The following is a 17,000-nucleotide window of genomic DNA, read 5'->3' as shown; positions in this document are numbered from 1 at the left end:
AGTCGCCTCAAGGGAGGCTTCCAGCCGCTGGCGTCGGACCTTGAGTTCGTCTACCTCAATGGCGCCCTGTTGGTAGGCATCGACGAGACGGTCTATCTGTCCCTGCAGGTGTCGGCACGCCCCCTCCAGCCGCGCAGTCTCCTGGTGTGCAGCCTGAGCGTTCTGCTGGCTCAGCTGCCAGGTCTCCACCTCCTTCTGCAGCATCTGGGGCTGCTTTAGCCACTCGCACAGCGCCTTCCACACCACCGCATCCAGTTCCAGGGCTCGGACGAGTCTGGCGGTGCAGCGCTCGGGGCGGCCCGTGTCCGTCGGCGATTTTCGCCAGCATGCGTAGTAGAAGTATTCATAGGGGAGGCTGCTGCGGGTCTGGCGGATGCAGGCCATCTTCCAACCGCACTGGCCACACACCACCAGGGTGCGCAGCAGGTACTCATGGCGGACATTGCGCGGGCTGAGCAGCTTGTGGTGCGCCAGACGCTCGCGCACCTGGCTCTGTTGCGCCGGCTCCACCAAGGCAGGCACCGGCACCTGCAGCCACTGTGCCTTGGGACGAGCCCGGCTACTGCTCTTGTAGGTCTTGCGGTACGTACCCGGGTGCCGGGGCCGCGTGGGCTCCACCGGCTCGCGTTTATTGTAGGTCGCCAGGCCCGCGTAGGCCGGGTTGGTGAGCGTCTTGTACACCGTCGACTGGCACCACAGGCGCGCCTTGCGTGGGCGGATGCCCTGGGCATTGAGGCGTTTGGCGACCTGGCGCGCACTCAGGTCTTCCTCCAGCACCCACTGAAACATCTGCCGCACATTCGCCGCCTCCACCTCGTCCTGGACAAGGACTCCCTGAGGCAGCTGGGGCGTGCGCACCAGCCGATAGCCATACGGCGGAGTGTTGAAGGGCAGCATCTGCCCGTTTCTGACCTTGTGCAGGCGCCCGCGGCGGGTGCGCTCCAGAATCTTGGTGCGCTCGTACTCGGCAATCACGCCCTGCATTTGCACCAGCAGCAGGTCCTCGGGGTTGTGGCTGATGGGCCGCTCCAGGAAATGCACCTGCACGCCTCGCTTGCCCAACTCCTCCAGGAGAATCTGCTGGTGGACGTAGTTGCGTGCCAGTCTGTCCGGAGCGCACACCAGCACCAGGTCGAGCAGGCCGTCAGCGGCTGCGTCCCGCAGTGCATCCAGGCCGGGCCTGTCCAAGCGTGAGCCGCTGTAGCCCTCGTCCACGTAGTGCTGCTCGGCGGGCACCAGCACTCCCATGCTCTCAGCGGCCTTCTCCAGGAGTGCCACTTGCGCGGCCACCGTCCTGTCCTCCTGCTGGCGCGTCGTCGACACGCGCGCATACAGCGCCGTCCTCTGCGTCATGACCCACCTCCTGGGCGTGCTCCACGCCCCTTGCCTCCTGGCCGCAGGGTGCGGCCCCGAGGCCTATCGCGCTTGCCGATGAGGCGCCGCGGGCTGTCTCCAGCAGCAGCTTGATGGCCCTGCTCAGCCGCTCCTCGCCGTCCGGCGCTGGACGCGCATTCCACTTCACCTTCCAAACACGCTTGCCCATTCAGCTCGCTTGGGAACCCCTGTTGCTGAGAGCAGAGGCTGCCTGGCCGATTGGCTACGCGCGAAGGAGATGAGCGCCTGGCGCGCGTGAAGACCCGGCGATGGAGCGAGAAGCGGATGAGGTTTTTCTGGTTTGCGTCTTCACGACGTCCACCGAGGACTGGTGCTCCAGCAGCACGTACAGCAGCAGCGAGCGGCCCGTGCGCAGGCGGGCGGTGAAGAGCAGGTCGCTCTCCGTCTCGCGCAGTTCCGGGTCCACCACGCTGCCGGGCTCCAGGCGCAGGCTCGACCAGTCCACAGCGGAGACGATATGGGCGGGCAGGACGGCCCGTAGCTCGGCCTCCGCGCGCTCGGGGCGGCCAAAGGTATAGCGGGCGAAGAGGTCATGAGGTCCGGGCATGGCGCCCGGTGCCTTCAGCACGGAGCGGGCCAGTCGCACCCCGCGGGGAACCACCAGGCCGTGGACGTCCGCGTTCGCCCTCCTTCGTCTCGTTGGCGAGACGTCATTCTCCCGGGAGGAGCCTCCACCTGGCCCGCCCGAGTCGGACGAATCGTCTCTACAAATCGTCCGTACAAATCGTCTGACACCTTCTCAGGGTACAAATCGTCTGACACCTTCGCAGGCCGCATGCGGAGGAGGCCCTGAAGTCGATCGCGGAGATGCTGGTCCTGGACGACGACATCACCGAGCTCGACAAGGACGGGCGCGCCGAGCTCCACAAGGAGCTGGACGCGCTGGAGACGGCGCTCGCCAAGGTGAAGCCCGAGCAGAAGAAGAAGGCCCTGGAGATGATCAATGCCATGCGAAAGGCCACGGGCCGCTGAAGACGCGCGCGCCGCGGTCTAGTCGCCGCCCGGGCTCCAGCCGCCGATGCTGCGATAGATGCTGTCGCGCAGCTCGCGCGCCTCGGCATTCAGCCGGGCCAGCCGGTCCATCGACATGCCGGAGGCCGAGAGCAGCCTTTCTCCCAGGCAGCCGGCTCGCGTCCGCAAGGCGCGGCTCTTCTCGGTGAGGGCGATCAGCACCTGCCGTTCGTCCTCGGGATTGCGTATCCGGCGCACCAGGCCCGCCGTCTCCAGACGCTTGAGCAGGGGCGTGAGCGTGCTGGACTCCAAGGCGAGACGTTCCGCGATGCGGCCCACACTCTGCTCGTCCGTGCTCCAGAGCACGTTCAGCACCAGGTACTGCGGATAGGTAATCCCCAGCTCGTCCAGCACCGGTTTGTAGGCGCGCTGGATCGCCAGGCTCGCGGAATAGATCGCGTAGCAGACCTGCTCGTCCAGGCTCGCTGGGCTCTCGACCTCGTCCATCTCGGCTCCTTCCCTTCCTCCCCTACATCATCACTCGATTATTCCGTTATCGCAAGAAATAATATCGCGATAACTTTCTGGTGGACGGCGGCGGTCGGCGGATGTACCTATTTGCTTATCGCGATAACGAACTGGGTTGTCACGACAACGGATTTGCCCCTCTCGAACAGGAGACAGAACCATGAACCGCACGCTTCGTACCCTCGTCTCGGCCGCCGCCATGCTCGTGGCCGGCCTCGCCGTGGCTGCCCCCGCCGACAACCCGGCCCCCATCAAGAACGTGGTCCTGGTCCACGGCGCCTTCGCTGACGGCGCTGGCTGGCGCGGCGTGTACGATGTCCTCACCGCTCGGGGCTACCGGGTCAGCATCGTCCAGAACCCGCTGACGTCGTTTGAAGACGACGTGGCCGCCACCCAGCGGGTCCTGAACCGTCAGGACGGGCCCGCGATCCTGGTGGGTCACTCCTACGGAGGCAGTGTCATCACCCAGGTTGGTGAAAACCCCAAGGTCGCGGGCCTCGTTTATGTCGCCGCCTTCGCGCCCGAGGTCGGCCAGTCCGCGCTTGATCAATACGCGGAGATCCCCCCTCCGCCGAACTTCGTGCCCGAGGAGCAATCCGATGGCTTCGCCTTCCTGAAGGGCGAGACGTTCCGGGCTGGCTTCGCGGGCGACGTGAGCAAGAAGGACGCCGCCTTCCTGCGCGACTCCCAGGTCCCGATCGCCATGGCCGCCCTCAAGGCCAAGGTCACGGCCGCGGCGTGGAAGACCAAACCCAGCTGGTTCATCGTGGCGACCGAGGACGGAGCCATCGCGCCGGAGCTGCTGCGGCGGACCGCCAGGCGGATCGGAGCCCGGACGACCGAGGTGAAGGGCAGCCACGTGGTGTTCCTGACCCAGCCCAAGGCGGTCGCGGACGTGATCGACTCCGCGGCGCGCGGGGTGTCGTCCGCGGCACGCTGAGCACTCGGGGCGCCGCGCCTGCTCGAGTTCTTTGCCACCCGTCGGCTGCTCAGCAGGTGCGCTTGATCTGGCCGGTGTCGCAGTTCAGCTTGCGGTGGCAGATCTGGCAGGCCGGGTCGGTGCTCCCCGGATCCTGGTAACAGCTCCAGAGCGACGGGTCGGTTCCGGTAGAGGAACAGGACGCATCACCGACGTCGAAGTAGCCAACCTGGATGCCGAACTTGATGCAGCGGTCCGCGCCGCTGAAGGAGTGGCCGTTGATGATCGCCGGAGTGTTGTAGCAGGCCTCCGTCGAGGACTGGCCCTCGGGGACACCGGTCAACCAGCCGGTGTAGGTGCGGAACCCGTCGCACTTGCAGTCCTCCGAGGGAGCAATGGCGTACCAGTAGGGGTCGGCGCTCGCGGTGGTCGCCGACAGGGTCAAGGTCAGAACCGCACTGAGGAATGTCTTGCTCATCAGGTTCTCCGGGTGGGTGTCGCGCAAGGCCAGAGGTCCGGCCTTGGGGTGCGCGCTACGGTACGGAGCGGCACGCGCGCGCGTCTCGACCATGCCGTGAGACGCTCCACCGGTGCTGTGAGCCGGCCTTTCCTGCCCGTGAGCAGCCACCTCCTCGACCGGGCGAGGACCTGTGCACGGTGTCTCTCAGGGAGGGCCCGCCCCCGCGTCGGCCCCGGCGGGGCAAACCTCCGGTGGAGAGCCCTCGAGGCGGCAGTATTTGGCCAGGGTCTCACAGTACTTGCTCATCCCCTGGGCACAGGCTTCGCCCCAGCGCCGGGCGAGGACCCTCATGTCCTGGTCCGTCTCCGCCACCTCGCGCTGCTTGGGTGGGAGTTCCTGCCATTGCGCCGCGTTGAGCGCCTGGAGCGCCTTGGCCCGCTGCCTCAGCCGGGCCACGGCCTCCGCGTCCCCGAGCCCCTCGGCGATGTCCGCGGCGAGGGTGCAGTACTTGGGGGGGATGCCCTGGGGCGACAGCATCTGCTCGCAGATGCGCTCCAGACAAGGCCGGACGGCGGTGTAGAAGCCCAGCTCGGTGCTGGGGCTCCAGGGGCGTTCGGACCAGGGCACGGCGATCTCGGGACAGGCCAGTCGGTAGGAGCGGGTGACTGTCGCCATCCCGGGCTCTCCCCTGATGAGCGGGAGGACCTCCTGGCACAGCGGTGAGGACTTGACGAGCGAGGAGGCTTCGCCCGCGTCGACGCCGGCCGGGGGCTCGCACATCCGGCTCATGCACTCCATGCTGATGAGTTGCGCGGCCAGCTGGGAGGGCCGCTCGGCCTGGCCCCCGCTGATGGCGGCGAAGCGCGGGCAGAGCTGCGCCAACTGGGCCCGGAACTGCTCCTTCGACACGCCTGGGGTCTCCAAGGAGGCCTGTCCCTGGGCGTCACCGGAGGGCTGCTGGAAGGGTTGGCGCGAGGGAGGTCGGGAGGCCCACACGCCGAGCCCGATCAGCACCACGGTTCCGCCTACCAGGAGCAGCCAGAGCCAGCGCTGATTAGGGGGAGGAGGGGGCGGCTTCTTGCCTCCAGGCCGCGACCTGGAGCGGGCGGCGAGCGCCAGGGGCAGCAGCAACACCAGGGTGGAGGGCCAGGAAGCGGGGTCAGCCGGGAACGAAACCATGGCGGGAGTGTATGCCCTGGAGCTGGACGTGTGTCCGGCCTTCGTCTTCCTGGCGGGGACCGCGCTGGCGCTGTCCTTTCACCGTCGTCTGGCGGAAGGAGAGTCACCTCGTGGCCTGGACCATGTGGAACCACCCAACGCCACCGCCCGAAGTGCCCCTCCAGTTGGCCCCGCAACGGTGTGAGGTACCGCCCTGGCCTCCTCGGAGCCTTCCAGCTCACGGAAGAGGCCAGGACGATGTCCGGCGGGGGAGGCTCCGTCAGAGGTGGCTGCCCAGCGCGCTCATCTGGGGCTTGTCCACGCCGCTCGCCGGCTCGAGCGAGAAGAAGTAGCTGCCCCACCAGGGTCCACCGGCCCAGTACGTCCACCCGAGATAGACATCCGAGTTCGCCTCGAGGTGGTCGATGATGTTGTCGAGGGCGCTCAGGCAGACCGAGTCCGTTCCGCCGGCGAACTCTCCCAGGAAGCCCTTCTTGCCATTCGCGCGCAGCCAGTTGGTGAAGGACTGCATCCGCTGCGCGCCGATGGTCGTGCTCACACAGGAGGCCTGGGTGCCCGAGGAGTCGCTGTCCAGGTACTGGTGGACCTCGAAGGCGTAGTTGTTGCGGGGATCCTTCACCTGCAGCATCACCGTGGCGTTGGGCGTGCCGTACCAGTTGCCCGTCCACGAGTGCGCACCGGTCCACGCGTTGCCCGGCACGAGGATGAGCTGGGTGGCACCGGTGTTGCGGATGGCCTGGATGGCGGCGTTGGCCGCCCCCAACCACTGCTCCGTGGGCATGCTGTGGGGCTCGTTCATGAGGCCGAAGACGACCTTCGTGTTGCCCTTGAACTCGTTGGCCAGGCGCGTCCAGAAGTCGGCGAAATCCGCGTTGGGGACAGCCGAGCCGATGAGGGCACCGTTGTAGCGAGCGTAGTTGTGCGGATCCAGGATGACGGTCGCGCCCTTGCCGGTGAGCCGGTTCACCGTCGTCTTCAGCCGGCTCAACTCCGTGGCGTCGAACGCGGCATTCCGCGTCCGCTGCAGCCGCTCCCACCTGAAAGGCAGGCGGAACGTCGTCATGCCCTTGGTGATGTAGTAATCCGCCGTGGTGTAGTTCGTGTAGGCGGGATCCGGGTAGATATAGTCCTTGCCGTGCGTGCCCGGAATCGCCGAGCCGAACTCGGCACCCGCGAGGTTGATCCCGCGGTAGGGCAGGGGTCCGGCCAGCGTGGCCTCATTCGCGCGGGCCTCCGGCTCCTGAGCCACGGACTGCTCCTCGATCGGTCCACCGCAACCCCAGAGAAACGCCCCCAGGGTGAGCCAGCCCATCATTCGGGTGTTCTTCATATGTGGTTTTGCCTCCAACTTGTGGGATGGGCAATGTGAGCTCAATCCCAGAGGAGGTCAAGCAAATTAGGTAAATCATTACTACCAGTGATTTGAGTCTGCCTGGCGGATGGATGAAGGTGCAGGCCATCGGGCCGCCACTTGGGGAGCGGACGACTCGTCGGCGGCTTGGGAGCGTTAGGGGCCGGTGCGCCGTTGCGCGTTTCCGAGGTGCGCGAGCACCGCGTCCGCGACCTTGTCCGGGGCTTCCCGTGCGGGGAAACGGCACGGCCATCGCGGAACGTCTCCGTGGAGAGGAATCCCGTCGGGCCGGGGCTCCGGAGGTAGGGCGCGAGCGTGCGATAGCCGGCCGCGTGGAGCCGTGGTGCGACGTGCCGCCAGCCGCGCACGGCATCCGGCCAGCCATGCAGGAGCAGGCGCACCGGTCCATCCTCGGGTCCGCCTGCCTCGTAGGCGATGTCCAACAACTCAGTCCTGGTTCGTTCCATGCGCCTGCGCCATCGCGAGTCGGCCCCTTGGCGTCCATGGTGGGAATTGCGTCCCGTGCCTTCCATGTAGACTGGTGCTCTCTCAGGGGCGCGTGTGGCCCGAGCGTGGAGATGGAGCGATATGAAGGTCGGGTGGTGGGTCGTGGTGGCGGCACTCGTGCTGGCTGGCTGCAAGTCCGAGCGAGAGAAGTACCTGGAGGGAGTGGAAGCCGAGTGGCAGCGGCTCACGGCCAATGAGCCCGCGGCGAACATCGAGCGGGTGCGCGCCTACGAAGCCTTCCTCACGCGCTATCCCGAAGACAGCCCCCATGGCAATCCTCACACAGGGGAGGCTCGACGCCGCATGGGCGAGGCCCAGGCCCGGCTCGACGCGGAAGCGAAGCTCCTGCAACTCGTCCAGCAGCGGCGCACCCAACTCCTGCCACTGCTCTCCGACACGATCTTCTCGCTGGCGGGCGGTGCTCGGGATATCGGGCGTGACACCCACCTCATCCATCTGGTGAACCGGGGCATGCACCTGGTGCGCCGGGGGGTGGTTCGTACCGCCAACTGGGCGGTAGCCCGCGAATTGCCTCCGCTGAGCCGGCTGCGCGCGGTGATGGGGGCCGCCATTCATGACAAGAAGAGCCGTGCGTACAACCCAGAGTTGCTGCGCGAACTGCTCGAGGCTGCCTACCTTCCGCCGGGTACTCCCCTGCTCGGCACCACGACGGACGAAATCTTCCCGGTGTTCCGCCGTCGCCTCCGAGTGGAGATGCAACTCCACGACTGCCTCGCCGAGCTCGTTGCTCCGCGCATCCCTGAAATCGAGCGCGAGTTCACCACCGCGCTCAAGTCCAAGTCCACGCGCCGCTGGCTGGATGACGAGCCTGCCGAACCCGGTGGATGGCACTCCGAACACGCGTGGGATCGTTCCTGGTGGGATCATCCAAAAGACAGACGCTCCTTCTACGCCTGGGTGTATTACGAACGTCGGGTCACCTACGTGTGCGGCATCGCCCCCGGGGAGTCCTCCCCCACGGAGGTGGGCTTCTGGATCCGCCGCTTCGAGGATGGCACCGCGCCGGTGCTCGCCGAGGCTCTCAAGCGCGTCCTGAGCGCCTATGACGGGGAGTGGTTGAAGTCGCTCGATCCCTCGTTCGCCCATCCCAAGGTCGCCTATCTCGGGGACAAGGCGGTCGAGTACTTCGGTGAGCGTCGGAGGACGGACCCCGCCCGGTTCGAGCTGGTCTTCCGCGATTGGAATGACAAGCCCGTGGGGGAGGACGGCGAGCAGGAAACCCCAGAGGAGCAGACCGTCCCAGAAGGTGACCCGCTCTGGTTCGAGGAACCGGGAGTTCGTCCCGAGTATCATGACGGGAAGACGGGGGACCGGCTCATTCGCCTCGAGGTCCAACTGCGCAGGTTGTTCTTCACGGAGGACAGCAATCAATTGCTCGCCATCTTCGAGGACCGGCTGGACTGGTTGAACGTGGAGACGATGCGTAGCGGAGAACTGGTGCGGAGCGCACGGAGCATACCGACTCCCAACGGGACGCAAGTGTACGGTGTGGTGCTCAGCCGTGACGGGCGCACCTTGGCAGTTCAGTACCGGGAGTTCATGATGCTGGTGGAGATGAATCTGCCGGACGCAGAAGCGAGCGAGAAAACCTCGCGGTTGGAACTCCGACTCGACCCTATCGCAACCAACGCGGACGCCACGATCCTGGCTGGCTTTGGAGCGAACCAAACAATGGAGGCGCACTTCCTCGGTACGGCCGAGAGCCCCGAGCGGAAGGTGGTGCAACTGCCGCTCAAGTCGTTGCCGCTCAAGTCGTCGATGATCGTGCTCCATCCCACGCTGCCATTGCTCGTTGTTGGCCAAGGGCAGCCCGTGCTGTGGGACTTGAGCACGGGCGAAAGGATTGGCACGGCAGAGGGAGATAGTCTGTCGGCTGAGGCGTTCGATGCGGAGGGCAAGCGGTTGTTCACGGTGAGCGGGGAGTTCGACCCGGAGGATGATGAGAGGGAGGGGATCCTCTCTCGCTTCGATCCAAAGACCCGGACGTTCACCGTCGAGAAGCGATTCAAGGGGGTTCGCTCGGGCCACTGGCTGCCGAAGGGACGGCTTCTGCTGCGTGAGGGGGACGTCTTCCGGGTCGTGGATGGCAAGACGTTCCAGACGGTCGGTCGACCGGTGCACGCGGATGGCTTCTCCGCAGCCTCTCCGGATGGGCGCTGGCTCCTGTTGGATCTGGAGGACGATATGCTGCTCTGGTCCCTACCGGCTCCCGAACCCGGGGTGGAAGAGGCGGCAGACGCTGGCGCTCGGATCGACGCAGGGGACGGGGACGCTGGCACCCAGCTCGACGCTGGATACGTAGGAACTCAGACCGAGGCGGCAGACGCTGGCTCTCAGCCCGATTCCGGGGACTCTGGAGCGTAGAATCATGTTCACTCCATGAGTGAGGGGGCTTCTCCCCGGGCGTCTCGTGAAAAGGCGCCCGGGAGTGCTCACCGCATTCGTCTGTCTTGGAGACTAGTTGCAGGAGTAGGTATAGCTACCCGGCGTGCTCCAGGTGCCATCCGGGTTGATCTGCCGCACGGTGTAGCCGCTGCTCGGGTAGGTGGTGCCCCAGCAGTCCCGGGCGCGCACGTCGTTGCGGACGGCGGTGGACAGGTCCCAGTTGCCCTGGCGGCGCAGCTTCTCGTAGAGGGCGACGCGGTCCACGGCCTCGCGCCACGTGGAGTCGTTGTAGAGCACGTCCCGGCGCTTCTCGAGGAACTTCTGCAGGAAGGCGCTCTCGGTGATGCCATTGCGGCCCACCGCGGGCGCCGTCTGGCTGGTATTGCCCAGGGCGTTGTTGGCCGCCCGGATGAACTCCCCGAGCGTGCCGTGGTTGATGTACGCGTCGTAGAAGGCGGCCTTGGACAGCGCCGTGGTGAGGCCCCACTTCCTGGCCTCGTTCATCGCGGGCGTGTAATACAGCCGGTCGCTCACCTGATCCTGGCAGCTCTTGAAGTCCGCCCGGGTGGTGGTGTTGTTGTAGCTCGCGCCCCAATCACTCCGCCAGTTGCCGATGACATCCAGCTCGGACGTCGACGCCTGGCTCTGGCCGGTCGACAGGAAGCGATTGTTGATGGTGGTCAGCCCCGGCATGTACTTGGCCAGGAGGTTGCCATTGCTCGCGCTGCGCAGCGCCTGGTAGCACTGGACGACCTGGATGGCATCGCCCGTGCCCGTGCAGAAGCCCGCGCGCCCGCTCGTGTAGCCCCGGCCGTCACCGATGTTCTCGGAGTACGCGTAGTCGAGCGCCGGGGTGTCGTTCTCCCAGATGCTGGTGATGCCCTCGGCCACCTTCTTCTGGTTGGCCGTCATCCCCGTGCCGCCATCCGTGCCGGTGCCACCGTCCGTTCCCGTACCACCGTCGGTGCCGGTGCCGCCGTCGGTGCCCGTGCCGCCATCCGTGCCAGTGCCACCGCAGCTCGGGTCGCTGATCTGCACGTTGCCGGCGGTGAACGAGGTGGAGGAGGTGGTGGAGTAGTAGAACGTGTAGGACGCGTTCACCCCCACCGTCAGCGCCGACGTCCGGGAGTAGGTGCACGTCGTGCCGCTCTGGGTGTGCGTCCAGCCGGCCTCGTCATGGTCACACGTCACGCCGCTGGGGACCGTGAAGGCGATGCGCGGGCTCGTCATGGCGCTCGCGCCCGTGTTCTTGAAGATGATCGTCCCCCAGTAGTCCGGGCCGTCGTAGGTGTTCGTCGTGATGGAGTACGAACAGGCCGCGAGCTCCTGGCTCAGCGTTCCCGACGCCTCTTGCGCGAAGTCCTCGCCCATCCCGCCACAGGCGGCGAGCGAGGCGGCCAGTCCCACGAGGGCCAGGTGACGGGCCCCCGTACGCGGTGTTCCGTGTCGATGATGGCTCATGATCGGCGTTCCTTTCCTGCCGCGCTGGGCCTCCTTGGGGTGGAAGGCACGTTTCCAGGCGAGGGCCTGGACGCGGGGAACGCTACGTCATCACGATTTACCCGATTTGCGCGAAGGGAATTTTATTCGCGTAAAGTCCGAGCTACTTCCGCAGCAGGGTGCCCTCGAGGAAGAAGGCGATCGCGGCGGCGACGATGAGCCACGTCCACAGGGGCACGGGAGGACGTTCCGCGTCGGCGCTCGAGGCCTTCACGGTCTCCTCGCCGAAGTGGGCGGCGAGCGTGTCCTGGGGCAGCCGGGACAGGTCGCTCTCGGCGGGGTCGAGCGTCGAGGCGAAGGCGAGCGCGGGCACGGGTTTGCCGTCCGTGCCCAGCACCGAGAAGGTTCCGGGCTGCTCGACGGGGCCCACCACCACGGTGCCATCGGGCTGCGGCTTGAAGGGCACGTCCTGGCCGTCCGGCGCCTTCACCGCGGATACCGTCTGGGTGCCCTCGGGGCGAAGGGCGAGCGTCTCGCCCACGCGCACGCGCTGCTCCTCGCGCTCCTCCAGGGAGCCGGTGAGGTACGCGGCGAAGCGCTGCATGAGGGGCAGGAAGCTCGTGCGGATGGGAAAGTCGGTCCAGTCCCGGTCCACGGTGCTGGTGAAGAGCGCCACGCGGCCCTTGCCCCGCCGCGCCACCGCCACCGAGGGGGCTCCATCCTGGTAGGCCGCCAGCACCTGGTTGGTGCCGTCCGTCGCACCGCTGCCCTCGGCCTCCAGCAGCATGTACCGGTAGAAATGCGCCCCCGTGAGTCCTTCCTCCGCGCGGCCGGTGAAGGGCGCGAAGAGGGGGTGCTCCGTGGTCACCCGCGCGAGCTTCTCCGCCTTGTCCTCGGCGGAGGGGTCATCGCGCTCCACGCTCGTGCGCACCAGCCGCAGCGGGCGGGGCAGCAGCGCGCCCAGGCGCGTGTTGTACGCCTCCGGGTCCACGTGGTCGCCCATGCTCACGAACAGCCCGCCCCCGTTCTCCACGAAGGTGCGCAGCTTCGCCGCCTCCGCCGGGTCCGGCGCCGTCACGTTCAACAGGAGCACCAGGTCATACGGGGTGAGGTCCTCGCGCCAGCCGGCCTCGGTGTCTCGCACCACCGCCTGCACGGGCGAGCCCGGCGCCGACAGCGCCGCTTCCACGAAGAAGGCCTCGTCCCGGTAGCGCGTGGCGTTGGGCGCGCCGTTCACCACCAGGGCCTTCAAGGGCCGGGGCACCGCGAGCACGAAGGCGCGCCGGTCATCCTCGGCCAGCCCGTCGGGCGTGAGGGTGACTTCACCGGTGAGCGTGCCGCCCTGGGTGAAGCGCACCGTGAGCGACTTCTGCGCCGTGCCGTGGGCGGGCACGTCCACGAAGCCCTTGCCCAGCGTGGTGTCTCCCACCCGCACCGCCGCCTCCAGGTCCTTGAGGGGCGCGTCCGAGTGGTTCTTCACCGTGAAGGTGAACTGGAAGGCGCGGGGGCCGGCCTGCAGCGCGGGCTCCACCTTCAGGTCCACCAGCGCGTGGTTGGGCAGGGCGTCCCGGCCCGCGTCGCGCAGCACCACCTCGGGCCGCACCGCCTCGCCCGTGGGGCCCTTCACCGTGGGCGCCGGGGACTCGAGCCGCAGCGAGCCCGCCGTCAGGTCCGACACCACCACGAGCCGCTTGCCCGCCAGCGGGCTCTCCTCCAGCGCGCGCGCCGCCAGATCCAGGCAGCGCGACAGGTCCGCCGCGGCGTACGTGGGGCGGGCCTCGTCGATGAGCTGCCGCAGCCGGCCTCTGTCGAAGGCCGGGGCCACGGGCGCCTCGGGCGCGTGCGTGCACACCAGCACCGTCGCGGGCTCCTCGGGGCGCAGGTCCGCCAGCGCGTCGCGCGCCTCGTCCCGGGCGCGCTCGAAGAGCGAGGTGCCATCCGACCAGCGCATGGAGAGCGACGCGTCCAGCACGATGGCCGTGGCCGCCGGGCCCTTCACCGTCACGGCCGCGTCCGCGTCCCGCCGGAACTCCGGCATGGCGAGCGCGATGGGCAGGGCGAGCAGGATGAGGGTGCGCAGCGCGTAGAGCAGCAGCCGCTTGAGCTTGAGCCGGCTCGCGGTGCGCTTCTGGCTGCGCAGCACGAAGGCCATGGGCCCGAAGGGGTGGGGCCGGGGCCGGCGCCGATCGAAGAGGTGCACGAGCAGCGGGATGAGCGCCGCCAGCGCGCCGAGCAACATCCAGGGGTGCGCGAAGGTCACCGCCGCCTCCCGCGCTTGCCGAGGAAGCGCAGCAACACTTCGTCCAGCCGCTCGTCGGTGCGCACCAGCTCGTAGTCCACGTCCGCCTCCGCGCAGGCCGCCTTCACCCCGTTGAGGAACGCGCCGAACTCCTCCAGGTAGCTCTCCTTGATTTCGCGGGGGTTCACCTCGACGCGGCCCTCGCCCTCCATGTCGAGGAAGAGCGTGGGGTCATCGAAGGGGAACGTCAGCTCGGCGGGGTCCACCAGGTGGAACACCGCCACGTCGTTCTTGCGCTGGCGCAGCGCGAGTATCCGCTTGAGCGCCGTCGGGTCCTCGTCGAGGAAGTCCGAGAGGATGACGACGGAGGAGCGGCGCGGGAGCACCTCGGCCAGGTGGTCCGCGGCGGACACGAGCTGGGTGCCGCCCTTGGCGCTGGCCTCCTCCAGGGCATCCAGGAGCACGTTGAGGTGGCCGGCGGAGGCGCGCGGGGGCACGTCGCGGAAGCGCCCCTCGGTCATGACGGCCAGGCCGGCGGCGTCCTGCTGGCGCACGAGCAGGTAGCACAGCGCGCCCGCGAGCGTCTTGGCCACCTCCAGCTTGGACAGGGCGGTGCTCTGGTAGCCCATGGAGGCGGAGGCATCCACCACCATCACCGAGCGCAGGTTCGTCTCGTGCTCGAAGCGCTTGACGTAGTACTTGTCGAACTTGCCGTAGGCCTTCCAGTCCAGGTGGCGCAGCTCGTCGCCGGGGGCGTACTCCTTGTGCTCGGCGAACTCCACGCTCTGGCCCTGGTGCGGGCTCTTGTGGAGGCCGGACAGCACCCCCTCCATCACCGCGCGGGCGCGCAGCTTCACGCCCTGCAGCCGCGAGAGTGTCTGGGCGTCCAGCAACATTCCGGGCCGCTATCCCTTCACCAGCGAGACGAGCTGATCCACCAGCTTCACCGACGTCATGCCCTCGCTCTCGGCGGTGAAGTTGGGCAGCACGCGGTGGCGCAGCACCGGCCGGGCCACCGCCTTCACGTCCTCCACCGAGGCGACGAAGCGCCCCGAGAGGATGGCGCGCGCCTTGGCCGCGAGCACCAGGTACTGGCTGGCGCGAGGGCCCGCGCCCCAGGACACGTTCTTCTGGATGAAGTCCGGCACGCCCGGCTCCTTGGGGCGGGTGTGGCGCACCAGCTCCACCGCGTAGCGCACCACGTGGTCGGGCACCGGCACGCGCCGCACCAGGGCCTGCAGCGCGAGGATGCGCTCGGGCGAGAGGATCTTCTCCAGCGGCGGGGGCGTGCCGCCCGTGGTGGCCTTGACGATCTCCACCTCTTCCTCGGCCGTGGGGTAGCCCACGTCCACCAGGAACATGAAGCGGTCGAGCTGGGCCTCGGGCAGCGGGTAGGTGCCTTCCTGCTCGATGGGGTTCTGCGTGGCGAAGACGAGGAAGGGCAGCTCCAGCGGGTAGGTGCGGCCCCCGGCGGTGATGCGGTACTCCTGCATGGCCTGCAGCAGGGCGGCCTGCGTCTTGGGCGGGGTGCGGTTCACCTCGTCCGCGAGGATGATGTTGGCGAACAGGGGCCCTTGCAGGAAGCGGAAGGCGCGGTGCCCCGTGGCCTTGTCCTCCTCCAGGATGTCCGTGCCGGTGATGTCGGACGGCATCAGGTCCGGGGTGAACTGGATGCGGTTGAAGGACAGGTTGAGCACGTCCGCCAGCGTGGAGATGAGCAGCGTCTTGGCCAGGCCCGGCACGCCCACGAAGAGGCAGTGGCCGCGGGCGAAGAGCGCGATGAGCAGGTGATCCACCACGTCTCGCTGCCCCACGACGCGCTTCTCGATCTGGGCCTGGATCTGGGCCTTGGCCCGGGCGAGCTCCTCGACGGCCTGGAGATCCTCGCTGGTGGGTGCCGGGGCGGTGGAGGGGGTGGTCGGGGAGGCGCTTTCCATAGAGGAGGATCGTCTTAATCGCGGGAAGGCACGCGGACCAAGGGTTTCGCGTGGGGCCGCGGTTCGAACGTGGGCTGCCAACCTTTCCGGGAACGGTCTATTCCTTTCCCACCCGGCGCGCCCGGGAACCCCTCCCCCCAGGTTGTCTCCCTGCCCTCCGGGGGGGTTGGGACGGTGCCGGGACGGGGGGGATGGCAAGGGGAATGACCCCATTACCTTCCACCGGTTCGTTTCTCCTGGGGTCCTCGCGGACCGGGAAACGGGTGGAGGGAAGCTCATGCATCGTCTGTCCGAGGGAATCACCCACCGTGCGTGGTACCGGCTGCTGCCCGCCGCATGGCTCGCCTTCGCCGCCGGGTGTGGTGGCCTGGAGGCCGGAGCGGAGGCGTCCGAGGCCCCCTCGACGGAGGAGCGGGTTCCCCAGGAGGCGGGTCCCATCACCTCGTCGGCCCCCGGCGCGACGCCTCCCGCCGAGGCTGCCCCCGCTCCCCAGGCCCGGCCCTGGTTCCACCGGGTGGGGGGGCCCCAGGACGACCTCGGCACGGGGCTCGCCGTGGATGGCTCCAGTCATCTCTCCCTGGTGTGGCTGTCCACCCCGCGCCAGGACGCGGGCCGCGCCCCCGTCGAGGGGGAGCAGCTCGCCCTGTCCCTGGCCCGCTATGATTCAGAGGGACAGCGGCTCTGGACGCGCGAGTTTCCCCGCAACCGCGTGGACGCTCCCCGGGTGGTGGCCTCGCCGGGTGGGGACCTCTTCCTGTCGGGCAACGCCTTCCTGTACGACATCGACTTCGGCCTGGGCGCGGCCTCGGACGGCTTCCTGGTGAAGTTCTCCCCGGAGGGCGAGCCCCTCTGGCAGCGGCGCGCGGGACAGAAGGTGTACGCGACGGTGGCGGATGCCTCGGGAGGCGTCTTCGTCGCGGCCGAGGAGTGGACGCCAGACGGCCTCCTCCCGGTGCTCACCCACCATGACGCCCAGGGCGCCTTCGTCTGGACGCGGCAGCTCGACGTGGTGGCGCGGGGAACCGAGCTGCGCGCGGCGGCGCGGACGTCCTCGGGGCAGTGGCTGCTGGCGGGCCGCCTGGAGGGCGTCCTCTCGGTGGACGGACAGCGCTTCGGCGCTCCCGGGGAGCCGTCCCTGCTCCTGCTTGCCTTCAATGGCGAGGGGCGCCTCGCCTGGGGCAAGGCGTGGCGGGGCGTGGACGCGCACGTCTCCGGGCTGGAGGTGGACCCGGCGGGGGGGGCGGTGCTCGTGGGCGGGTTCTCCGGCGACCTGACGTGGGGGAACTCCCGACTGTCCGGTCCCGGCGCCTTCATCCTCTCCACGGGGGCCGAGGGCGCGGAGCGCTGGGCCCGCGCGCTCCCCTGTGGCCAGGCTCCGGCGGCTCCGGTGGTGACGCTGGACGGGGCGGGCTCGGTGGCGGCCGTGTGTGGCGACACCCTGAGCCAGTACTCGCCCGAGGGCGAGCAGCGGAACGAGCAGGTGCTCACGCCCGGTGAGTGCGCCGAGGGCAACTGCTCGGTGGTGGCCACCGCATTGGACTTCGTCCCGGGCCATGGCCTCGGCGTCACGGGCCTCCAGCGCCATGGCGACGCGGTGAACGGGGACCAGGAGGCCTTCCTCCGGCTTCTCGCTCCGTGAGAGAAGCGTGGGAGCAGGGGGTACACCCCGCGCGTCCCCTTTGGGGGGT

General features: G+C 68.4%; 13 protein-coding genes and 1 pseudogene. 4 read left to right on the top strand and 10 right to left on the bottom strand.

Annotated elements, in window-relative coordinates; genetic code table 11:
- Nucleotides 1–240: 240 nt before the first annotated feature.
- Nucleotides 241–1,353, bottom strand: a pseudogene (locus tag F0U63_RS44945) (recombinase family protein); the annotation flags it as partial.
- Between the two features lie 244 nt (nt 1,354–1,597).
- Nucleotides 1,598–1,942, bottom strand: a complete 345-nt coding sequence (locus F0U63_RS44940) for an Rpn family recombination-promoting nuclease/putative transposase (RefSeq protein ID WP_395840945.1) — start codon at nt 1,940–1,942, stop codon at nt 1,598–1,600.
- 260 nt (nt 1,943–2,202) lie between these two features.
- Between F0U63_RS44940 and F0U63_RS44935 the strand changes: the two genes are divergently transcribed.
- Entirely contained in the window at nt 2,203–2,367 is a 165-nt protein-coding gene (locus F0U63_RS44935) for a hypothetical protein (RefSeq protein WP_395840942.1), read from the top strand.
- Between the two features lie 18 nt (nt 2,368–2,385).
- On the opposite strand, the gene F0U63_RS44930 is transcribed toward F0U63_RS44935, so the two are convergent.
- Nucleotides 2,386–2,853, bottom strand: a complete 468-nt coding sequence (locus F0U63_RS44930) for a MarR family winged helix-turn-helix transcriptional regulator (protein WP_395840940.1) — start codon at nt 2,851–2,853, stop codon at nt 2,386–2,388.
- Nucleotides 2,854–3,034: 181 nt separating this feature from the next.
- Between F0U63_RS44930 and F0U63_RS44925 the strand changes: the two genes are divergently transcribed.
- A complete protein-coding gene (locus F0U63_RS44925) occupies nt 3,035–3,814 on the top strand; it encodes an alpha/beta fold hydrolase (RefSeq protein WP_395840938.1) in 780 nt (259 codons plus the stop codon).
- 49 nt (nt 3,815–3,863) lie between these two features.
- Here F0U63_RS44925 and F0U63_RS44920 read toward each other — a convergent pair whose 3' ends face one another.
- The 3 genes from F0U63_RS44920 to F0U63_RS44910 form a co-directional block, all read right to left on the bottom strand.
- Nucleotides 3,864–4,364 (bottom strand): hypothetical protein, encoded by a 501-nt coding sequence (locus F0U63_RS44920; protein ID WP_395840936.1) that lies wholly within the window; start codon nt 4,362–4,364, stop codon nt 3,864–3,866.
- A 93-nt stretch (nt 4,365–4,457) separates the two neighbouring features.
- On the bottom strand, nt 4,458–5,432 hold the full coding sequence (locus F0U63_RS44915; protein ID WP_395840934.1) for a hypothetical protein: 975 nt from the start codon (nt 5,430–5,432) through the stop codon (nt 4,458–4,460).
- A gap of 259 nt (nt 5,433–5,691) precedes the next feature.
- Complete coding sequence (locus F0U63_RS44910; RefSeq protein WP_395840931.1) at nt 5,692–6,762, bottom strand: glycoside hydrolase family 5 protein; 1,071 nt, start codon at nt 6,760–6,762, stop codon at nt 5,692–5,694.
- A gap of 609 nt (nt 6,763–7,371) precedes the next feature.
- Between F0U63_RS44910 and F0U63_RS44905 the strand changes: the two genes are divergently transcribed.
- Complete coding sequence (locus F0U63_RS44905) at nt 7,372–9,675, top strand: hypothetical protein (protein ID WP_395840929.1); 2,304 nt, start codon at nt 7,372–7,374, stop codon at nt 9,673–9,675.
- Nucleotides 9,676–9,768: 93 nt separating this feature from the next.
- On the opposite strand, the gene F0U63_RS44900 is transcribed toward F0U63_RS44905, so the two are convergent.
- From F0U63_RS44900 to F0U63_RS44885, 4 genes are all read right to left on the bottom strand, one after another.
- Nucleotides 9,769–11,157: a chitosanase gene (locus F0U63_RS44900; protein WP_395840927.1), complete on the bottom strand. Its 1,389-nt coding sequence runs from the start codon at nt 11,155–11,157 to the stop codon at nt 9,769–9,771.
- 142 nt (nt 11,158–11,299) lie between these two features.
- Nucleotides 11,300–13,396 carry a BatA domain-containing protein gene (locus F0U63_RS44895; RefSeq protein ID WP_395840925.1) on the bottom strand — a complete coding sequence of 699 codons (2,097 nt, stop codon included), beginning with the start codon at nt 13,394–13,396 and terminating at the stop codon, nt 11,300–11,302.
- Nucleotides 13,393–14,271, bottom strand: a complete 879-nt coding sequence (locus F0U63_RS44890) for a DUF58 domain-containing protein (protein ID WP_395840922.1) — start codon at nt 14,269–14,271, stop codon at nt 13,393–13,395. Before F0U63_RS44890 ends, F0U63_RS44895 begins: the two co-directional genes overlap by 4 nt.
- Nucleotides 14,272–14,280: 9 nt before the next feature.
- Nucleotides 14,281–15,312: an AAA family ATPase gene (locus F0U63_RS44885; protein ID WP_395840919.1), complete on the bottom strand. Its 1,032-nt coding sequence runs from the start codon at nt 15,310–15,312 to the stop codon at nt 14,281–14,283.
- Between the two features lie 277 nt (nt 15,313–15,589).
- Between F0U63_RS44885 and F0U63_RS44880 the strand changes: the two genes are divergently transcribed.
- A complete protein-coding gene (locus tag F0U63_RS44880) occupies nt 15,590–16,951 on the top strand; it encodes a hypothetical protein (protein WP_395840917.1) in 1,362 nt (453 codons plus the stop codon).
- Nucleotides 16,952–17,000 lie beyond the last annotated feature (49 nt).

This window comes from Cystobacter fuscus (assembly GCF_044360685.1).
GTDB lineage: Bacteria > Myxococcota > Myxococcia > Myxococcales > Myxococcaceae > Cystobacter > Cystobacter fuscus_C.
Note: the sequence above shows the minus strand (reverse complement) of the source record. Positions and strands in the feature narration are given on the sequence as shown.